Genomic DNA, 19,844 nt, shown 5'->3' with positions numbered 1-19,844 from the left:
AATGCCGCCTTTGCTTTACCGAGCGCTTGCTCCGGGCTTGCTCTATAAGTCCACGGTAGCCAGATCGCTCCCGAGTTGTTAAAATCAGGAGCAGGCTGCAACAAGTAGCACAAAGTAGTACCAAATGCGGATGTGGTGGAATTGGTAGACACGCTGGTCTTAGAAGCCAGTGCTTCGGCTTGGGAGTTCGAGTCTCCCCATCCGCACCAATCCGGGTTGTGCCAGCCCGGACGTGCAGCACCATCAAGATTTTCTCCAAAGCAGTCAATTAAGCAAGTGCGCCCATCGCGCCCAGTTTCCGGCTCGACTGTTGCACCATCTGCGCAATCAGTGCCTGCGCCTGCGGGTAGCCGTTACTTTCCATTAAATGATCATCTTCAGTCAGCGGCCACAGCGCCTGCAAGACGCGCTGCCGTGCCTGCGGCCAGTTGTGCTCGTGCGCCTGCGTTGAGGGCGGCAATTCTTTGTCCAGCAGGTGCAGCGCCTCGCGCGTCATCGCCAGCTCTTGCTGCGCCTGCGCGGCCAGCGTGTCGCTGCGCGGTGGCGGCTGCCGCGCCAGATAAGTGTCGAGCTTGCGGCTCTGGCGCTCGTACAGGTCGAGCAGCAAATGCACGGTGGCGCCGCCTGGCCGCCGTTGCGTGTCGAGGGCGTCGAGCACATCGAGCAGCCAGTGCGTCATCTGCCGCCCGGCCAGTCCCAGTTCCGGCCAGGTGGTGCTTTGCAACTGTTCGCCCAGGTAGCGGGCGCGGTCGATGGCACGCCGGCTGCCGCTCATGTGCTGGCCGATGGGGCCGTACTGGGGTGACAGCGCCGCCTCCTGTTGCTCGGCCAGCAGGCACAGCAAAGCCAGGTGGACATACACATGAAAGGCGGCCAGCGTGCGGTGGGCATCCCAATAGTGATTGCCGTCATCATCGGGAGCATTCCACAGCGAGCAGACCTTGGCGCCATCCTCGCGCGCATAGTCGGGCGCCAGCAGGCTGTGGCCGTGGCGGAAGTCGTACAGTTTCTGGTGCAGCGACTCGTGCAGCAAGTGCTCGGCCAGCCACCAGGGATTGCCGATCAGTTCCTGGTTCAGGAACACGCTGCCATTGACGCGAAATTGCGAGCTGGACGCCTTGCCGCGCCACGTGCCCAGCTTGGGAAACAGGGCGACCAATTGGACGTGAGAAAGCGCGCTGGCCGTCAGGCGAGGCAGCAAGGTTTCCAGCAAGCCTAGCCCGCGGCGCAGCAGGGCCCGTTCCTGCGGCGTGGGCGTGGCCAGTGGCGCGCCGTAGTTATCCTCCATCACGGCAAGGAAGGCGCGCGCATACGGCGTATCTTCCTGCCAGGCATGCCATAGGTAAGTGCCGTTGTCCTGCTGTGGAGGCTCGCCGTACAAGCGCGCCATGTCGGGCAGGTGCGCCGTCAGCGGGCCGCCGGGCAGGCCCGCGTCCAGGTGTGCGCAGGCCGCCTGAAACAGCGCCGCGCATTGCGGCAACGGCAAGCCGTACTCGTCACCGAGGTGCAACTGGCGCATGGCGTGCTGGACGGCGCAGCGCAGCACCGTGTCGCCCAGCAGCTGGCGCTGGCGCGCCGGCGGCGCCGCATCGAGCAGGCTGGCCAGCCGCGCGGCCTCGGGCAGGGTGCTGCCCAGTTTGTGCAGGCGCCGCCGGTAGGCGATGGCCAGCTGGTCGCGGATATAGCCGCTGTCGCCAAAGGCGCGGTGGGCCGCCAGCGCCGTTTCCACGGCGGCCAGCACGTCCGCATCCGGTGGCGCGGCGCGCACGGTAAGCGCAGCCACTGCCGGGTCAGGCGACGGTGGGGTGGTCGTGGTCGTGGTGGCCATCGCCGCGCATGCGCAATTCCATTTCATCGACTTCCGTCTGGATTTTTTGCAGGTCGTCATCGGACACGCCGTCGAGCAGGCGGCTGAGGACCATTTGCAGCTTGGCTTTGGCGTTGCTGGAACTGCCGGATGTGCTATCGCTCATGATGTTTTCTCCATTAAATTCACTTGGAGAGGGCGCGCGCGGCTTAGGTTTGCCTGAAAAATGGCCAAATTGAGGTAAATCAAAGGTTTTTTGCCCGAAATCTTCGCTGTGAGCGCATTTCTTTGTTTCGGACGGGGCGCCAGTTCGCATATACTAATGAACGAAGCAGGCTGGAAAGCCTGTCTCTGGCGAAATAAAGAATGCCGGGGCAAGAGTAAAGACAGGGCACCCCCAGGCTGTGGCGATTCGTTCGCCGCCGCTGGTATCCTCTGTGGCCGGGCTGCAAAGCCAGCCACTTTCCCGAAGTCCTTTGTTATAATGCCACGCTTTACCGAATGATGGCCGGCCCTGCATATACTTAGACGCATGGCTGGACGCTCGGAGCCCTGTCGCAGTACTGGAAGCGGCGGATTGTTTGGTGCCTGGTGCGGGTTTTCCCTCAGCCGGGTAGACCAGGTCCATCGTCCTGTTTTCAGTACTTTTACAGATGAATATGCGAGCGAGTGAAGCTGGGCCCATGTCTTGCCGCCAGTGATGGCGCAAGGGGTCGGGTCTTCTTTTCTCGCACCAACAGTGTTTATTTTTTGGACGATTTTTTACATGGCAACTGCAGTCGAAACCTTGGGCAAACTCGAACGTCGTATCACGATCTCCTTCCCGCTGACGGACGTCCGCACGGAAGTTGAGAAGCGCCTGAAAGTGCAAGCCCGTACGGCTAAGGCACCGGGCTTCCGTCCGGGCAAAGTGCCGTTGAAAATGGTCGCAGCACAATACGGCTACCAAATTGAATCGGAAGTGCTGAATGACAAAGTCGGCCGCGCGTTCAACGACGCCGCCAACGAAAACAATCTGCGCGTGGCCGGTTTCCCGAACATCGTGCCGAAAGAAGAAGCAGCCGAAGGCCAGCTGGCTTTCGACGCAACGTTCGAAGTGTATCCGGAAGTCGCCATCGGCGACCTGACGGCCGTTGAAATCGAAACCGTGCAAGCCGACGTGTCGGAAGCCGAAATCGACAAGACCATCGACATCCTGCGCAAGCAGCGCGTGCACTTCCACACCAAGGGCGAAGCTGGCGAACACGGCGACGGCGGCGAAGCTGTCGCTGCCAACGGCGACCGCGTGACCGTCGACTTCGTCGGCTCGATCGACGGCGTTGAATTCCCAGGCGGCAAAGCTGAAGGCTACGCTTTCGTGCTGGGCGAAGGCCGCATGCTGCCAGAATTCGAAGCAGCGACCCTGGGCCTGAAAGTTGGCGAAGCCAAGACGTTCCCATTGTCGTTCCCAGAGGACTACCATGGCAAGGACGTTGCCGGCAAAACCGCATCGTTTACCATCACCCTGCAAAAGCTGGAATGGGCGCACCTGCCGGAAGTCGATGCGGAATTCGCCAAGTCCCTGGGCGTTGCCGATGGCGACCTGGCCAAAATGCGCGAAGACATCAAAGTCAACCTGCAACGCGAAGTCGCTGGCCGCGTGAAAGCACGCAACAAGGAAGCTGTCATGGACGCGCTGATCAAAGTTGCTGAGCTGGAAGTGCCAAAAACGCTGATCGCTCAGGATTCCGAGCGCCTGGCCGAAATGACCCGTCAAGACATGGCGCAGCGTGGCATGAACGTCAAGGACGTGCCTTTCCCAGCAGAACTGTTCGCAGAAAAAGCCGAGCGTCGCGTACGCCTGGGCCTGATCCTGTCGCAACTGGTGGGCGACAACAACCTGCAGGCAACGCCTGAGCAAGTCAAGGCGCAAATCGAAGATTTCGCCCAAAGCTACGAAGATCCACGCGAAGTGCTGAAGTACTACTACAGCGACCGTCGTCGTCTGGGTGAGATCGAAGCCCTTGTATTGGAAGAAAACGTCGTCACTTACGTGTTGGGCCTGTCGAAAGTCACGACGAAAGCAGTTGCTTTCGACGAACTGATGGGAAGCAACGCACAAGCGTAAACCAGTTGGTATTGGGATGCCGGCTCTTGCCGAAAGGCGAAGGCGGTATCCCCTAACTGCTTCACAAGGAAATGAAATGACAGGTATGAACCGTAATCCGGCGCTGGACACAGAGATGCTCGGCCTGGTGCCGATGGTGGTGGAACAAAGCGGTCGCGGCGAGCGCTCGTATGATATTTACTCGCGCCTGCTGAAGGAACGCTTGATTTTCATGGTCGGCCCGGTCAATGACCAGATGGCCAACCTGGTTGTCGCCCAGCTGCTGTTCCTGGAAAGCGAAAATCCGGAAAAGGAAATCTCGCTCTACATCAACTCGCCAGGTGGTTCGGTCTCGGCCGGCATGGCCATCTACGACACCATGCAGTTCATCAAGCCGGACGTCTCGACCCTGTGCACGGGCATGGCTGCTTCGATGGGTGCTTTCCTGCTGGCCGCTGGCGCCAAGGGCAAGCGTTTCTCGCTGCCGAACTCGCGCATCATGATTCACCAGCCGTCCGGTGGTTCGCAGGGCATGGCGTCCGATATCGAGATCCAGGCGAAGGAAATCCTTTACCTGCGCACCCGCTTGAACGGCATCATGGCCGAGCGCACGGGCCAGTCGATCGAACAGATCGCCAAGGACACCGACCGCGACCGTTTCATGTCCGCCGACGAGGCCGTTGAGTATGGTTTGATCGACAAAGTGTTGACCAGCCGCGCTTGATGAGCCCCTACCGGTATTGCTAAGTACGTAAGTAAACGCCCGGGCGATCAAACGTTCGGGCGTTTCGCTTTTATTTCGGGTAGCATGGAGCTTGTGCACGTTGTTGACTTGCGCCATGGGTAGCCGCCTTTGCGGGCGGCAACCATCATCCGGCTTGCGATTTTGCAATATTGTTAATGCAGTTCCAACCAAAATGCCTTATGTCAGACAAAAAATCCTCTAGCGGCGAAAAATTACTGTATTGCTCGTTCTGCGGCAAAAGCCAGCACGAGGTGAAGAAACTCATCGCCGGCCCGTCCGTATTCATTTGCGACGAGTGCATCGACCTGTGCAACGACATCATCCGTGATGAAACGTCGAGCATCGAGACGGTGACCGGTACCAAATCCGACCTGCCGACGCCGCAAGAAATTGCCGCCTTGCTCGATCAGTACGTGATCGGCCAGCAGACTGCCAAGCGCATCCTGTCGGTGGCGGTGTACAACCATTACAAGCGCCTCAAGCACCTGGGCAAGAAAGACGACATCGAACTGGCCAAGAGCAACATCTTGCTGGTCGGTCCTACCGGCTCGGGCAAGACCCTGCTGGCACAGACCCTGGCGCGCATGCTCAACGTGCCGTTCGTGATCGCCGATGCCACCACCCTGACCGAAGCCGGTTATGTGGGTGAGGACGTGGAAAACATCATCCAGAAGCTGCTGCAAAGCTGCAACTATGACGTCGAGAAAGCCCAGCGCGGCATCGTCTACATCGATGAGATCGACAAGATTTCGCGCAAGTCCGACAATCCGTCCATCACGCGCGACGTGTCGGGCGAGGGCGTGCAGCAGGCGCTGTTGAAATTGATCGAAGGCACGATGGCGTCCGTGCCGCCACAAGGCGGCCGTAAGCATCCGAACCAGGATTTCGTGCAGATCGACACGACCAACATCATGTTCATCTGCGGTGGCGCCTTTGACGGCCTGTCGAAAGTGATCGCCAACCGCTCCGAAAAGAGCGGCATCGGCTTCTCGGCCACGGTGCGCAGCAAGTCGCAAAGCTCGGCCAGCGAACTGATGCTGCAAGCGGAACCGGAAGACCTGGTCAAGTTCGGCCTGATTCCGGAACTGGTCGGCCGTCTGCCCGTCATCGCCACCCTGGCGGAATTGACGGAAGAGGCGCTGATCCAGATCCTCGTCGAGCCGAAGAATGCGCTGATCAAGCAGTATTCGAAGCTGCTCGACATGGAAGGCGCGGAACTGGAGATTCGTCCGGCCGCCCTGCATGCGATCGCCAAGAAAGCACTGGCACGCAAGACCGGTGCCCGTGGCTTGCGTTCCATCCTGGAACATGCTTTGCTGGACGTCATGTACGAACTGCCGAGCGAACAAAATGTGGTGAAGGTCGTCATCGACGAAAATACCATCACCAGTGGCGCCAAACCTTTGTTGATTTATCAAGAGACTGCCAAGGCCTCCGGAGAAAATTGATTAGTGCTGAGACAAATGCATAAAAAGGGTTTTGATTCCTTATGCATGGCAGTACAATTTAAATCAATGAGTGCAGGCTTCAATCGGAAAGCCACTCGCGGCGCTTAGCTGCGCGTGGCTTTTTTACTGTGAAAACTGCATTTATTACCGTCATGCGGGTGTGTTTTGCGAAATAGACAGAAAAATGTTTGTTTCACAGAATTATTTATTCTCGCCGGTCTTGTGTTTTGGCAGCGAGCGCCAACATCGTAAACACGCTTTCTATAAGGTACGCCATGACAACTTCCAAATTAACTGAGCAAACTCAACTGCCGTTATTGCCGTTGCGGGATGTCGTCGTTTTCCCGCATATGGTGATACCGCTGTTCGTTGGCCGTCCAAAGTCGATCAAGGCGCTGGAAGCTGCGATGGAGCAGGGCAAGAGCATCATGCTTGCCGCTCAAAAAGCAGCCGCGAAGGACGAGCCGTCTCCTTCGGATATCTATGAAATTGGCTGCGTCGCCAATATTCTGCAAATGCTGAAGCTGCCCGATGGTACCGTCAAGGTGCTGGTCGAAGGCGCGCAGCGTGCCCGTATCAACCATATCAGCGATGCGCCGACGCACTTCATCGCCGACCTGACGCCGCTCGAGTCCGAGCCGGGCGACGAGTCGGAAGTCGAAGCCATGCGCCGCGCGATCGTGCAGCAGTTCGACCAGTACGTCAAACTGAACAAAAAGATCCCGCCGGAAATCCTGGCATCGTTGTCGGGCATCGACGATGCCGGCCGCCTGGCCGACACGGTGGCCGCGCATTTGCCGCTGAAACTTGAGCAAAAACAAGTCATCCTGGAAATTTTCAGCGTGGCCAAGCGCCTCGAACACCTGTTGGGCCAGCTCGAAGGCGAGCTCGACATCCTGCAGGTGGAAAAGCGTATCCGCGGCCGCGTGAAGCGCCAGATGGAAAAGTCGCAGCGCGAGTACTACCTGAACGAGCAAGTCAAGGCGATCCAGAAAGAACTGGGCGAGGGCGAAGATGGCGCCGACCTCGACGAGCTGGAGAAAAAAGTCGCTTCGGCAAAAATGCCGAAGGAAGCGCTCGACAAGGCCACCAACGAGCTGAAAAAACTCAAGCTGATGTCGCCGATGTCGGCCGAAGCCACCGTCGTGCGCAACTACATCGACACCCTCGTCAATTTGCCTTGGAAAAAGAAATCCAAGGTCAACAACGATCTGTCGAATGCGGAAAAAGTGCTCGAAGGCGACCACTACGGCCTCGACAAGGTCAAGGAACGCATCCTGGAATACCTCGCGGTGCAACAGCGCGTCGACAAGCTCAAAGCCCCGATCCTGTGCTTCGTCGGTCCTCCTGGCGTGGGTAAAACCTCGCTGGGCCAATCCATCGCCCGCGCGACGAACCGCAAGTTCGTGCGCATGGCCCTGGGCGGCGTGCGCGACGAAGCCGAGATCCGCGGTCACCGCCGCACCTACATCGGCTCGATGCCGGGCAAGATCCTGCAATCGCTGTCGAAAGTCGGCGTGCGCAATCCTTTGTTCCTGCTCGATGAAGTCGACAAGATGGGTGCCGATTTCCGTGGCGATCCATCGTCGGCCCTGCTGGAAGTGCTCGATCCGGAACAGAACCACACGTTCTCCGACCATTACATCGAAGTCGATTTCGACTTGTCCGACGTGATGTTCGTGGCCACGTCGAACTCGTACAACATTCCGCCAGCCTTGCTTGACCGCATGGAAGTGATCCGTCTGTCCGGTTACACGGAAGACGAAAAGACCAGCATCGCGCAGCGTTATCTGCTGCCGAAGCAGATCAAGAACAATGGCTTGAAGGAAGAGGAAATCTCGGTGGCCGAGTCGGCCTTGCGCGACATCATCCGCTACTACACGCGGGAAGCCGGTGTGCGTTCGCTTGAGCGTGAAGTGTCGAAGATCTGCCGCAAGGTGGTCAAGATGCTGCTGCTGAAGAAATCCGACAAGAAAGTCATCGTCAACTCGAAGAACCTGGACAAGTTCCTCGGTGTGCGCCGCTATGATTTCGGTGTCGCAGAGAAAGAAAACCAGGTGGGCCAGGTGGTCGGTCTGGCATGGACGGAAGTGGGCGGCGATCTGCTGACCATCGAAGCCGTGTCGATGCCGGGCAAGGGCGGCATCATCCGCACGGGTACCCTGGGCGACGTGATGAAGGAGTCGATCGAGGCGGCCCGCACGGTGGTGCGCAGCCGGGCACAGCGCCTGGGCATCAAGGCGGACGTGTTCGAGAAGAGCGACATCCACATCCACGTGCCGGAAGGCGCGACACCGAAGGATGGTCCTTCGGCTGGCGCGGCCATGACGGTGGCGATGGTGTCGGTCTTCACGGGCATCCCCGTGCGCGCCGACGTGGCGATGACGGGCGAGATCACCTTGCGCGGCGAAGTATTGCCGATTGGCGGCCTGAAAGAAAAGCTGCTGGCGGCCCATCGTGGCGGTATCAAGACGGTCCTGATTCCCGAGCAGAACGTGAAAGACCTGGCCGACATTCCGGACAACGTCAAGAACAAGCTCGAGATCGTACCGGTGCGCTGGATCGACAAAGTGCTGGAAATCGCCCTCGAACGCATGCCTGAAGCGTTGGCGGACGTCGCTGCGGTGGAGGCTGTCACGGCCGCTGCGGCCAAGCCTGACGCGGCCGGCGAGGTAGTAAAACACTAACGTTTTACCCCTGTTTTCCCCAAACAAGCGCTTTTAGAGCGCTTGTTTTATATTGAAACGTGAATTGCGCCCCCAAAGCGCTTGACACATATACAGTGTGGCTTGTTTAATACGCCTGCACATTTTTTTCGCCGGACAGCTGTGGTGCCAAAAGTGCCGCAACGATACGGTAAACGTTTTATACCTTTGTAATTGGGGATGCTAGTGAACAAGACTGAATTGATCGACCACATTGCTGAAAAAGCTGACATTTCCAAAGCCGCCGCTGCGCGCGCACTCGACGCTGTTATCGGCGGCGTGACGGAAACTTTGAAAAACAACGACAGCGTGACGCTGGTTGGTTTTGGCACTTTCTCGGTCAGCGAACGCGCTGAGCGTACCGGCCGCAATCCGCGTACCAAAGAAGCGATCACGATCGAAGCTGCAAAAGTTCCAAAATTTAAAGCTGGTAAAGCTTTGAAGGATGCTGTAAACTAACGGACTTCGGTGAGGTGACAATCACCGGAAACATTTGGCGGCGCCTCCGGGTGCCGCGATTTCAGGGTTGAAGTTCTACGAATCGCAACCCTGAATACAAATGCAAGTAGTACTGTGTATTTTTCGGAGTGGTAGTTCAGTTGGTTAGAATGCCGGCCTGTCACGTCGGAGGTCGCGGGTTCGAGTCCCGTCCGCTCCGCCAAAAAAATACGCTCTTAAGGAGTGGTAGTTCAGTTGGTTAGAATACCGGCCTGTCACGTCGGGGGTCGCGGGTTCGAGTCCCGTCCGCTCCGCCAGAATATAGAAGCCCGCGCTGCTGAATAAGTAGCGCGGGTTTTTCTTTTCCGGCGCCAGATTATCTCGGTGCGCCGTCTTTTAAAATCCCGTCCTGCCGTTTTGAATAAAAACGCCCGCGTTTAAATCCGCTTTAAGCTGCGCCGTGTTAAATGATCGAGCCCGGCGCCTTGCGCGCCATGCGGCGCCAGGGCAGGGCGCGCGCCCTGATTTACTCTTGCTATAGCGCTATGGGCATTGTAGAATCAGGAGATAATGGCTTGGGCGTCAGAATCCTGCTTTAGTTCCAGCGCCAAGTTGTTGAATCTAAAGGGGAAGTGGACATCTGTCCCGTCCATTCCGCCGAAGAAATCAAGGCGAACGCATGTTCGCCTTTTTTTATAGTGATCCACTCATCCCGAATTGGCTGACCATGTTTGAATTTATTCGTACCCATCGACGCTTGATGCAGTTTCTCCTGATGCTGGTCATCGTCCCGTCTTTTGCACTGGTCGGTATCAGCGGCTACCAAAGCTTCGGCGATGGCGCGAACACCATCGCCAAGGTCGGCGACCAGGTCGTTACGCAGCAGCAATATGAAGAAGCGCAACGCCAGCAGATCGACCGCTACCGCCAGATGATGGGCGAGCAGTTCGACCAGAAAATGTTCGACACGCCGGAAGCGCGCCAGAGCATCCTCGACAACCTGATCGCCGAGCGCGCCGTGGCCGCCGAAGTGGGCCGCAGCCACTTGGTCATCAGCGATGCCGTGCTGCAAAAGGAAGTGCTGGACATCCCAGGCTTGACCTTGCCGGACGGTAAATTCGACCTGGAACGCTACAAGGCCATGCTGGCCGCCCAAGGCATGACGCCGCAGATGTACGATGCGCGCCGCCGCAGCGACCTGGCCCTGCAGCAACTGGCCGGCGCCGTGCAAGGCACCGCCTTCGCGCCGAACACCGTCTCCAAGCGCCTGTCCGACATCACCTCGGAAGAGCGTGAAGTGCAGGAACTGCTGCTGCCGATCGCCCAGTACGTGTCGGAAGTCAAAGTGACGGACGCCATGATCAAGGCTTTCTATGACAAGAACAGCAAGTTCTTCGAAATCCCGGAACAAGCGAAGGTCGAGTACGTCGTGCTGGACGACAGCGCCGCCGGCGAGCAGGTCGACGTCACCGACGCCGACGTGACCGGCTATTACGCGAAGAACCAGAAAGCCTACACGACGGAAGAAGCGCGCCAGGCCAGCCACATCCTCGTAGCCGTCAAGAAAGACGCGTCGGCCGCCGACAAGGCAGCCGCCAAGGCCAAGGCCGAAGCCATCCTGGCGGAAGTCCGCAAGGCGCCAGCCAGCTTTGCCGCCGTGGCGAAAGCCAAGTCGGAAGACCCGGCATCCGCGGAACAGGGCGGCGACCTGGGCGTGATCGGCAAGGATGGTTTGCCAGCACCGCTGCTGAGCGCTGTCGCGAAACTCAAGCAAGGCGAAATCAGCGATGTCGTCGCTTCCGATTTCGGCTTCCATATCCTGACCGTCACCTCGCTCAAGCCACAGCACGTCCGTGCGCTGGACGAAGTGCGCGGCGAAATCACGGCCGACCTGCGCAAGCAATTTGCCGCCAAGAAATACTCGGAAATGGCCGAAACGTTCACCAACACGGTCTACGAGCAATCGGACAGCCTGAAGCCGGTGGCCGACAAGCTGAAGCTGAAAGTGGAAACCGTCGCCAACCTGTCGCGCACGCCGTCGCCAGCACTGGGCAAGGCGCCGTTCAACAACGCCAAGTTCCTGACAGCCATCTTCTCGAACGACTCGCTGAAAGACAAGCGCAACACGGAAGCCGTCACCGTCGCGCCTAACGTGCTGATCGCCGGCCGCGTGGTGGAATTCAAGCCTGCCTCGAAGCGTCCGCTGGCCGAAGTCGAAGCGATGATCCGTCAACGCGTGACGATGGAAGAAGCGGAAAAGCTGGCCAAGAAAGCGGGCGAGACCAAGCTGGCCGCCTTGAAAGCCTCCGGTGATGCGACCGGTTTCGGCGCGGCGCAATGGGTATCGCGCAGCAAGCTCGACGGCATCAACCGTGCCGCCATCGCGCAAGTCATGAAAGCGGACACGAGCAAGCTGCCAGCCTATGTGGGCGTGGACCTGCCAGCCCTGGGCTACGGCATCTACCGCATCGCCAAGGTGCAGCAGCCAGCAGAAGTGGACGCAGCGCGCCGCCAGCAAGAGAAAGACCAGATCAGCGGCATCTTGGCACAACAGGAAATGTTCGACTACGTCGAGTACCTGAAAGCCAAGGCCAAGGTGAAGATCGTCAAGCCGGTGACCGCACCGGTTGCGGCAGCGCCGGAAGCACCGTAATCAGTTTTAGCCCATAAAAATAGCCGCTCTTGAGCGGCTATTTTTTTGTCTGTGGATTTTGTCTGTGGAGTGAGCGTGCCATGGACGCGAGCGGGATCGTCAGCATAAAGCTGGGGTCAGACCCGCCGGCTCTGACCCCGGATTCTGCCTTGGGCTAGAGGTAACACCAGCCTTTTGCTTATTTGGCCCCCAGCAACGGCGCCAGCCGCGGCCAGATATTCCTCAAAATCGTCGGATGCGCATTCGCATTCGGGTGCATGCGGTCGGCCTGGAACAGCTGCGGCTGGTCGGCGATGCCTTCGAACATGAACGGCACCAGTGGCGCCTTCCATTCCTTGGCCAGCTTGCCGTACACGCCGTAAAACTGTTCGCCATAGGCGCGGCCATAGTTGGGCGGCATGCGCATGCCCACCAGCACCACTTGCGCGCCCGATTTTTTGGCTGCCTCGCCCATGGCGCGCAGATTTGCTTCGGCGGCCGCCACGGGCAAGCCGCGCAAGCCGTCGTTGGCGCCCAGTTCGATCAGCACGACATCGGGCTGGTGCTTGGCCAGCAGGGCAGGCAGGCGCGCGCGGCCGCCGCTCGTGGTCTCGCCGCTGATGCTGGCGTTGACGATGCGCGTGTCGTTCTTTTGCGCTTGCAGCCGCTGTTCCAGCAGCGCCACCCAGCCCGTGCCGCGCGCCAGCCCATACTCGGCCGACAGACTGTCGCCGAGCACCAGCAGCGTTTTTGGTGCAGAATAGGCGTTCGTCATGCTCGATACCAGCAGCAGGGCTGCCGCAGGAAGCAAGGACAGGGTGCGCCGCCGCATGCGGCTGCTGCCCTCGACACTTATTTGTTCACGAAATTTTTTAAGATAGATCAGCATGCCCGAATTCCCTAAAGCGACTTCCACCAGTTTTCTTCCATCAGACGCGGCGGCCCAGCGGCCCGCCGTACCCAACAGCCAAAATGCCCAGCCGGCCATCGAAGTGGTCCAACTGGCCAAGCGCGTACCCGATGCCGATGGTGAGCTGACCATCCTGCATCAAGTCGATTTTACCGTGCAAACGGCGGAGACGCTGGCCATCGTCGGCGCCTCCGGTTCCGGCAAGTCCACCTTGCTGGGTTTGCTGGCGGGACTGGACACGCCCAGCGAAGGCAAAGTCATCCTCGACGGCACCGATATCTTCGCCCTCGATGAAGACGGCCGCGCCGGCTTTCGCAAGGAAAAGCTCGGTTTCGTGTTCCAGTCTTTCCAGCTGCTGGCCCATTTGACGGCGCTGGAAAACGTCATGCTGCCGCTGGAGTTGCGCGGCGACCCGGACGCGAAGGAAAAGGCGCAAGCCATGCTGGGCAGGGTCAACCTGGGCAGCCGCCTGAAGCATTATCCGAAATACCTGTCCGGCGGCGAGCAGCAGCGCGTGGCCCTGGCCCGCGCGTTCGTCACGGAGCCGCCGCTGCTGTTCGCCGATGAACCGACGGGCAGCCTCGATGCGGCCACCGGCGAAGCCGTGATCCAGCTGATGTTCGAGCTGAACCGCGAACGCGGGTCGACCCTGGTGCTCGTCACGCACGACAGTTCGATCGCGGCCCGTTGCGGGCGGACGATTACGATTGCGGCTGGTCGGCTGGTGTGATTGTTAGTGGCGGTTGTCGGATTACGCGTTCCGCTAATCCGACCTACCCGACCTACGCGACCTTCGGGGTGTAGCTTGGATTAGCGCAGCGTAATCCAACACAAGCGCGCCAAATGCCTATGCCGACAAGGCATTGATCAACCGGCGTATCGCCGGTATCAATTCCCCGGCCGTCAGCCCGATCGGGCCGCTGCCTGCGGCCACCAGCGCATCGGCCGCCGCGCCATGCAGCCAGACGGCGCCTATCGCCGCCTCCCATTCCGGCCAGCCTTGCGCCAGCAGGCTGCCGCACAGGCCGGACAATACGTCGCCCGTGCCGGCCGTCGCCAGCGCGGGGCCGCCCGTGTTGTTGACGACAATCTGGCCATCGGGCGCGGCGATCACCGTGCCCGAACCTTTCAATACCACGATGACGCCCAGCTGCGTGGCCAGCTGGCGCGCCGCGCCCAGGCGGTCGGCCTGCACCTCGGCCACCGTCAGGTCGAGCAAACGCGCCGCTTCCAGCGGATGCGGTGTCAATATCGTCGCCCCCGCGCCCGTGCGCACGGCCAGCGCCGATTGCAGCTCCGGCTCGGCCGCCATCAGGTTCAGCGCGTCCGCGTCCAGCAGCAGGGGGCTGTCGCTGTCAATGGCACGCTGCAGCAGTTCCACCGTACCGGCCTTGTCGCCGAGGCCGGGACCGGCCACCAGCGCGGCGAAGTGCAGGCCCGAGAAATCCACGTCCCTCGCGTGCCGGCACATCAGCTCCGGCTGGCCGCTGTCGAAGGCGGGCGGTGCGTCGGGAAACGCGATATACACTCGTCCCGCGCCCGCATGCAGGGCCGTGCGGGCCGCCAGGATGGGCGCGCCGGCCATGCCTTGCGCGCCACCGATGATGGCCACGCTGCCGTAGCTGCCCTTGTGCGTGTTCTGGCGCCGCGGCAGCAAATGGCGGGCGAACAGGTGCAGGCCGCCCAGCTGGGCTCTGGCGGGCGGCAGCAGGGAGGGATCGATGGCCAGTTCCGCCACTTCCACATCCCCCGCATGGTCGCGGCCATTCGCCGTGTGCAGGCCAGGCTTGTCGCCGATGAAGGTGAGCGTATGCGTGGCGCGGATGGCGACGCCGTCGATGGCGCCCGTGTCCGCGTGTAGGCCGCTGGGCGCGTCGAGGGCCAGCACGGGGCAATCGAGATTGTTGACCAGCTGCGCCATGTCGCGGCATTCGCCGTCCAGGGGGCGCGACGCGCCGATGCCGAACAGGCCATCGATGACGAGGTGCCATGGCGCCGCGCCCACGGCGGCCGACGCCATCGACGTTGCCGCATCCATGAAGCGCGCGGCGCTGTTGCGCGCGCGGCTCAGCGCCTGTTCGCGCTCGGGCGACGTGGCTTGCGCTTCGGGCGCCAGCCAGACGAGTACCTCGGTGCCGCTGCCGGCCAGGTGCGCGGCCGCTTCCAGCGCGTCGCCGCCGTTGTCGCCGGGGCCGGCCAGCACCAGGACGCGCCGGTGGCCCGCGTCTTCGCCATCGTCCTGGGCGTGCAGCAGCTTCAGGGCGGCACTGGCGGCAGCCTGGCCCGCGCGCTGCATCAGCAGCCCTTGCGGCAGGTCGCGCATGGCCGCCTGTTCGATGGCGCGCAGTTCGGCGATGGAATACAAGGGGGCGGCAGAGTCGATCAGGTTCATGGAGCGTGTTCCGTTAGTCAGCATGTCTTCAACATAAGGCCGAAGCGGGCGAAAGGCAAGGCGCGCACGCCTGCGGTGCGCCGTAATTGTGCGGCTACAATAGCCATCTCACATAGGATCTCACACAAGCATGGGAGCAAGGCGATGGACTGGCAATTCTGGATCGACCGGGGCGGCACCTTTACGGACATCGTGGCGCGCCGTCCTGACGGCAGCCTGGCCACGCATAAACTGCTGTCGGAGAATCCTGGCCAGTACCGCGACGCGGCGCTGGCAGGCATGCGCCAACTGATGGACCTGGCGCCTAGTGCGCCGCTGCCCGTCGAACTGGTGGGCGCCATCAAGATGGGCACGACGGTGGCGACCAATGCGCTGCTCGAACGCAAGGGCGAGCCCACCGTGCTGGCCATCACGCGCGGTTTTCGCGACGCCTTGCGCATCGCCTACCAGAACCGCCCGCAGCTGTTCGCGCGCCAGATCATCCTGCCCGAACTGCTGTACGGTGACGTGATCGAGATCGATGAAAGGGTGGGCGCCCACGGCGACGTCGTGACCCCGCTCGACGAGGCGGCCGCGCGCACGGCGCTGGAACAAGCTTATGCGCGTGGCATGCGCGCCATTGCGGTCGTGCTGATGCACGGCTACCGCCATCACGCGCACGAGGCGCGGGTGGCGCAGCTGGCGCGCGAGGCCGGTTTTACACAGGTGTCCGTGTCGCACGAAGTGAGCCCCATGATGAAGCTGGTGGCGCGCGGCGATACCACGGTGGTCGACGCCTATCTGTCGCCGATTTTGCGCCGCTACGTCGACCAGCTGGCGGCCGAGCTGCCCGGCGTGCACCTGCAATTCATGCAGTCGAACGGCGGCTTGACGGATGCGCGCGCCTTCCAGGGCAAGGACAGCATTCTGTCCGGCCCCGCGGGCGGCATCGTCGGCATGGTGCGCGCCAGCGCGCTGGCCGGTTTCGATAAAGTCATCGGCTTCGATATGGGCGGCACCTCCACCGACGTGTCGCATTACGCGGGCGAGTTCGAACGCGTGTTCGAGACGCAGATCGCCGGCGTGCGCATGCGCGCGCCCATGATGAGCATCCACACGGTGGCCGCGGGCGGCGGCTCCATCCTGCATTTCGACGGCGCCCGCTACAAGGTGGGGCCGGACAGCGCGGGCGCCAATCCCGGCCCCGCCAGCTACCGGCGCGGCGGTCCGCTGGCCGTCACCGACTGCAACGTCATGCTGGGCAAACTGCAGCCTGCGTTCTTCCCCCGCGTCTTCGGCCCCGACGCCAATGAAGCGCTGGACATGGCCACCGTGCGCGCCCAGTTCGAAGCGCTGGCGCGCACGGTGAACTCGACGCCGGAACAGGTGGCCGAAGGCTATGTCGCCATCGCGGTCGGCAACATGGCCAACGCCATCAAGCAGATTTCCGTGCAGCGCGGCCACGACGTCACCGAATACACCCTGACCAGCTTTGGCGGCGCAGGCGGCCAGCATGCCTGCCTGGTGGCCGATGCGCTGGGCATGCGCACGGTGTTCATCCATAGCCTGGCGGGCGTGATGTCGGCCTACGGCATGGGCCTGGCCGACCAGAGCGCCAGGCGCGAGCGCGCCATCGAGGCGGCATTGGGCGCGGACCTGGCCGGCGAATTCGCGCAACTGGGCGAACTGGCGCGTGGCGACTTGCTGCGCCAGGGCGTGGAAGGGAAGCGCATCGCGCTGGTGTCGCGCGTGCACCTGCGCTACGAAGGCACGGATTCGGCCCTTGTCGTGCTGTTCGATACGGTGGCGAGCATGCAGGCGCAGTTCGAAACGGCGTACAAAAAACGCTTTTCCTTTCTGATGCCGGCGCGCGCGCTGATCGTCGAAGCGATCTCCGTGGAAGCCATCGGCGCGTCCGCTGCGCCGCAAGTGGCCACGCCTGCCCATGCGGCGCGCGCGGGTGGGCTGGCGTCCGTGCAGACGGTGGATATGTACTGCGCCGGTGCTTGGCGGCCAAGCGGCCTGTATGCGGCGGACAGCTTGCGTCCGGGCGACATCATCGATGGCCCGGCCATCGTCAGCGACGCCAATGCCACCACGGTCATCGAGCCGGGCTGGCGCGCCGAAGTGACGGCGCACGGCCATCTGGTCTTGCGCAGGGTCGCCGCCTTGCCTGAACGCCATGCCATCGGGACCAATGCCGACCCCGTGATGCTGGAAATTTTCAATAACCTGTTCATGTCGATCGCCGAGCAGATGGGGCTGCGCCTGCAAAATACGGCCCATTCCGTCAACATCAAGGAGCGGCTCGATTTCAGCTGCGCCATCTTCGACGCGCAAGGCCATTTGATCGCCAATGCGCCGCACATGCCCGTGCACCTGGGTTCCATGGGCGAGAGCATCCGGACGGTCATGACGCGCAATGCGGGCGCCATGCGGCCGGGCGATGTCTACATGCTCAACGACCCGTACCACGGCGGCACGCATCTGCCCGACGTGACGGTCATTTCACCCGTGTTCGACGAAGCGGGCGGCGCCATCCTGTTCTATGTCGGCTCGCGCGGCCACCATGCCGATATCGGCGGCACGACACCAGGCTCCATGCCGCCCGACTCCACGCGCATCGAGGAAGAGGGCGTGTTGATCGACAATTTCAAACTGGTCGACGGCGACACGGGGCGGTTAGCAGAGGCGGAAACACTGGCCCTGCTGGCGGGCGCCAGCTGGCCGGCCCGCAATCCCCGGCAAAACCTGGCCGACCTGCGCGCCCAGGTGGCGGCCAATCAGAAGGGGGCCGAGGAACTGCACAAGATGGTCGCGCATTTCGGTTTGCCGGTCGTGCAAGCCTACATGGGCCACGTGCAGGACAATGCCGAGGAAGCCGTGCGCAGGGTCATCACGACCTTGAAGGATGGCAGCTACGCGCTGGACCTCGATAACGGCGCGCGCATCCAGGTGGCGATCAGGGTCGACGCAGCTGCACGCAGCGCCGTCATCGATTTCACGGGTACGTCCAGCCAGCTGCCGAACAACTTCAATGCGCCGTCCGCCGTCTGCATGGCGGCCGTGCTGTACGTGTTCCGCACCCTGGTCGACGACGATATACCGCTGAACGCGGGTTGCCTGAAGCCGCTCACGGTGATCATCCCGCCCGGTTCCATGCTCAACCCGCAGTATCCTGCGTCCGTCGTGTCGGGCAACGTGGAAACCTCGACCTGCATCACCAACGCCCTGTATGGCGCGCTGGGAGCGATGGCCGCGTCGCAGGGAACGATGAACAATTTCACGTTCGGCAGCGCCAAATACCAGTATTACGAGACGATATCGGGCGGCTCGGGCGCCGGTCCCGGTTTTGACGGCACGGACGTGGTGCAGACGAACATGACCAATTCGCGCCTGACGGACCCGGAAATCCTCGAGTGGCGCTTTCCCGTGCGGCTCGACAGCTACAGCATTCGCGCAGGTTCGGGCGGGGTGGGGCGCTGGCGCGGCGGCAATGGCGGCGTGCGCCGGGTGCGTTTTTTGGAGCCGATGACGGCGGCGATCTTGTCGAACAACCGCATCCATCCGTCTTTCGGCATGGCTGGCGGCGCGCCGGGCGCGCTGGGACGCAATTATGTGGAGCGGGCTGACGGCACGGTGGAACACTTGCCCCATATCGGCAAGACGGACATGTGCCCCGGCGACGTGTTCGTGATCGAGACGCCGGGTGGCGGCGCTTACGGCAAGACGGAATAGGCCGTGCCCGCGCCCGCAAGTTGCGCGCGCACCTGGCCCACGTCGCGCATGGGCGCACGGCCGAACTGGCGGCTGTATTCGCGGCTGAACTGCGATTCGCTGGCGTAGCCGACCCGGTAGCCGGCCGTGCCCGCATCGATTTGCTCGACCAGCATCAATCGCCGCGCTTCCTGCAGCCGCAGCAGCTTCTGGTACTGCATCGGCGTCATGGCCGTAATCGCCTTGAAGTGGTGGTGCAGCGACGACATGCTCATGTTCGCCATGCCGGCCAGGTGTTCGATGCGCAGCGGCTCGCAATAATTGTGCTTGATCCAGTCGATGGCTTGCCCCACCTGGTGCGACTGGCTGCTGGCCAGCGCCATGTGGCGCAGGCGTGCGCCGACGGGGCCATTGAGCAGCCGGTAGGTCAGCTCGCGGCGGATCAAGGGCGCCAAGGTGGCGATTTCCCCCGGTTTGTCGAGCAGGCGCACGAGGCGCAGCATGGCGTCGAGCAGCTCGGCCGACACGTCGCTGACGGAAATGCCGCGCGTGGCGGGCAGGATTTTCTGCTGCGCCACGCTGTCGCTATCGAGCAGCGCGGCCACGTCGGCGATGTCGATGCCCAGCACCACGCACAGGTGCGGCTTGTCCACGCTCGCTTCCACCACGCGCACCTGCACCGGCAGGTCGACGGAGGTCAGCAGATACTGCATGCGGCTGTAATGGAAGGTTTCCGTGCCCAGCGTGACGTCTTTCGCACCCTGCGCGATGATGGCCACGCTGGGGCGCGCCGCATGGAACAGCGATTCCGTGACCGAGGACTGGCGGTGGAAACTGAGGTTGCCGATGGCCGTCGTGTAGTCGCCCGTGCGCGGCGCGTGGCGGCTGATCAGGGCGGCGATTTCATCTTGCGGAGTAAGTGGCGTGGACATGGCGTTCAGTATGCGTGAGGCGAAGAAGGGCAGGGGCTGATCTTACGCAGATT

Annotated in this window: 13 protein-coding genes and 3 tRNA genes; 11 read left to right on the top strand and 5 right to left on the bottom strand. The window is 61.7% G+C overall.

Annotated elements, in window-relative coordinates; translation table 11 throughout:
• Window positions 1-126 precede the first annotated feature (126 nt).
• Window positions 127-209: transfer RNA gene (locus tag JAB6_RS06470), tRNA-Leu, on the top strand.
• A gap of 59 nt (window positions 210-268) precedes the next feature.
• Here JAB6_RS06470 and JAB6_RS06465 read toward each other — a convergent pair.
• Together JAB6_RS06465 and JAB6_RS06460 are read right to left on the bottom strand one after the other, a co-directional pair.
• Window positions 269-1,828, bottom strand: coding sequence for a hypothetical protein (locus JAB6_RS06465; RefSeq protein ID WP_070301859.1), 1,560 nt, complete (start codon window positions 1,826-1,828; stop codon window positions 269-271).
• The gene (locus JAB6_RS06460; protein WP_034751016.1) at window positions 1,791-1,973 is read right to left on the bottom strand and encodes a hypothetical protein; all 183 of its coding nucleotides are present in this window, start codon (window positions 1,971-1,973) and stop codon (window positions 1,791-1,793) included. The genes JAB6_RS06465 and JAB6_RS06460 overlap by 38 nt, the downstream gene beginning before the upstream one ends.
• Window positions 1,974-2,573: 600 nt before the next feature.
• On the opposite strand from JAB6_RS06460, the gene tig reads away from it, so the two are divergent.
• The 8 genes from tig (at window position 2,574) to JAB6_RS06420 (ending at window position 11,882) form a co-directional block, all read left to right on the top strand.
• Window positions 2,574-3,914 carry a trigger factor gene (tig, locus tag JAB6_RS06455; RefSeq protein WP_034751396.1) on the top strand — a complete coding sequence of 447 codons (1,341 nt, stop codon included), beginning with the start codon at window positions 2,574-2,576 and terminating at the stop codon, window positions 3,912-3,914.
• A 76-nt stretch (window positions 3,915-3,990) separates the two neighbouring features.
• Entirely contained in the window at window positions 3,991-4,617 is a 627-nt protein-coding gene (clpP, locus tag JAB6_RS06450; protein WP_034751013.1) for an ATP-dependent Clp endopeptidase proteolytic subunit ClpP, read from the top strand.
• 200 nt (window positions 4,618-4,817) lie between these two features.
• Window positions 4,818-6,086: an ATP-dependent Clp protease ATP-binding subunit ClpX gene (gene clpX, locus JAB6_RS06445; protein WP_034751010.1), complete on the top strand. Its 1,269-nt coding sequence runs from the start codon at window positions 4,818-4,820 to the stop codon at window positions 6,084-6,086.
• A 275-nt stretch (window positions 6,087-6,361) separates the two neighbouring features.
• Entirely contained in the window at window positions 6,362-8,773 is a 2,412-nt protein-coding gene (gene lon / locus JAB6_RS06440) for an endopeptidase La (RefSeq protein ID WP_034751007.1), read from the top strand.
• A 204-nt stretch (window positions 8,774-8,977) separates the two neighbouring features.
• Window positions 8,978-9,250 (top strand): HU family DNA-binding protein, encoded by a 273-nt coding sequence (locus JAB6_RS06435; protein WP_010398442.1) that lies wholly within the window; start codon window positions 8,978-8,980, stop codon window positions 9,248-9,250.
• 125 nt (window positions 9,251-9,375) lie between these two features.
• Window positions 9,376-9,452 (top strand) — tRNA-Asp (locus tag JAB6_RS06430).
• A gap of 17 nt (window positions 9,453-9,469) precedes the next feature.
• Window positions 9,470-9,546, top strand: a tRNA-Asp gene (locus JAB6_RS06425).
• A 410-nt stretch (window positions 9,547-9,956) separates the two neighbouring features.
• Complete coding sequence (locus JAB6_RS06420) at window positions 9,957-11,882, top strand: SurA N-terminal domain-containing protein (RefSeq protein WP_070301964.1); 1,926 nt, start codon at window positions 9,957-9,959, stop codon at window positions 11,880-11,882.
• 178 nt (window positions 11,883-12,060) lie between these two features.
• On the opposite strand, the gene JAB6_RS06415 is transcribed toward JAB6_RS06420, so the two are convergent.
• On the bottom strand, window positions 12,061-12,693 hold the full coding sequence (locus JAB6_RS06415) for an arylesterase (RefSeq protein WP_034751394.1): 633 nt from the start codon (window positions 12,691-12,693) through the stop codon (window positions 12,061-12,063).
• A gap of 160 nt (window positions 12,694-12,853) precedes the next feature.
• On the opposite strand from JAB6_RS06415, the gene JAB6_RS06410 reads away from it, so the two are divergent.
• Window positions 12,854-13,501, top strand: coding sequence for an ABC transporter ATP-binding protein (locus JAB6_RS06410; protein ID WP_070301963.1), 648 nt, complete (start codon window positions 12,854-12,856; stop codon window positions 13,499-13,501).
• Window positions 13,502-13,618: 117 nt separating this feature from the next.
• Here JAB6_RS06410 and JAB6_RS06405 read toward each other — a convergent pair whose 3' ends face one another.
• Window positions 13,619-15,163, bottom strand: a complete 1,545-nt coding sequence (locus JAB6_RS06405) for a bifunctional ADP-dependent NAD(P)H-hydrate dehydratase/NAD(P)H-hydrate epimerase (protein ID WP_070301857.1) — start codon at window positions 15,161-15,163, stop codon at window positions 13,619-13,621.
• A gap of 144 nt (window positions 15,164-15,307) precedes the next feature.
• On the opposite strand from JAB6_RS06405, the gene JAB6_RS06400 reads away from it, so the two are divergent.
• Window positions 15,308-18,880, top strand: a complete 3,573-nt coding sequence (locus JAB6_RS06400) for a hydantoinase B/oxoprolinase family protein (RefSeq protein ID WP_070301856.1) — start codon at window positions 15,308-15,310, stop codon at window positions 18,878-18,880.
• Here JAB6_RS06400 and JAB6_RS06395 read toward each other — a convergent pair.
• A complete protein-coding gene (locus tag JAB6_RS06395; protein WP_070301854.1) occupies window positions 18,862-19,791 on the bottom strand; it encodes an AraC family transcriptional regulator in 930 nt (309 codons plus the stop codon). The two genes, JAB6_RS06400 and JAB6_RS06395, sit on opposite strands and share 19 nt — an antisense overlap.
• Between the last annotated feature and the right edge of the window lie 53 nt (window positions 19,792-19,844).

This window comes from Janthinobacterium sp. HH104, assembly GCF_001758715.1.
In the GTDB taxonomy this organism is placed as follows: Bacteria; Pseudomonadota; Gammaproteobacteria; order Burkholderiales; family Burkholderiaceae_D; genus Janthinobacterium; species Janthinobacterium aestuarii.
The sequence above is the reverse complement of the archived record's forward strand: the minus strand, read 5'-3'. Positions and strand labels throughout refer to the sequence as shown.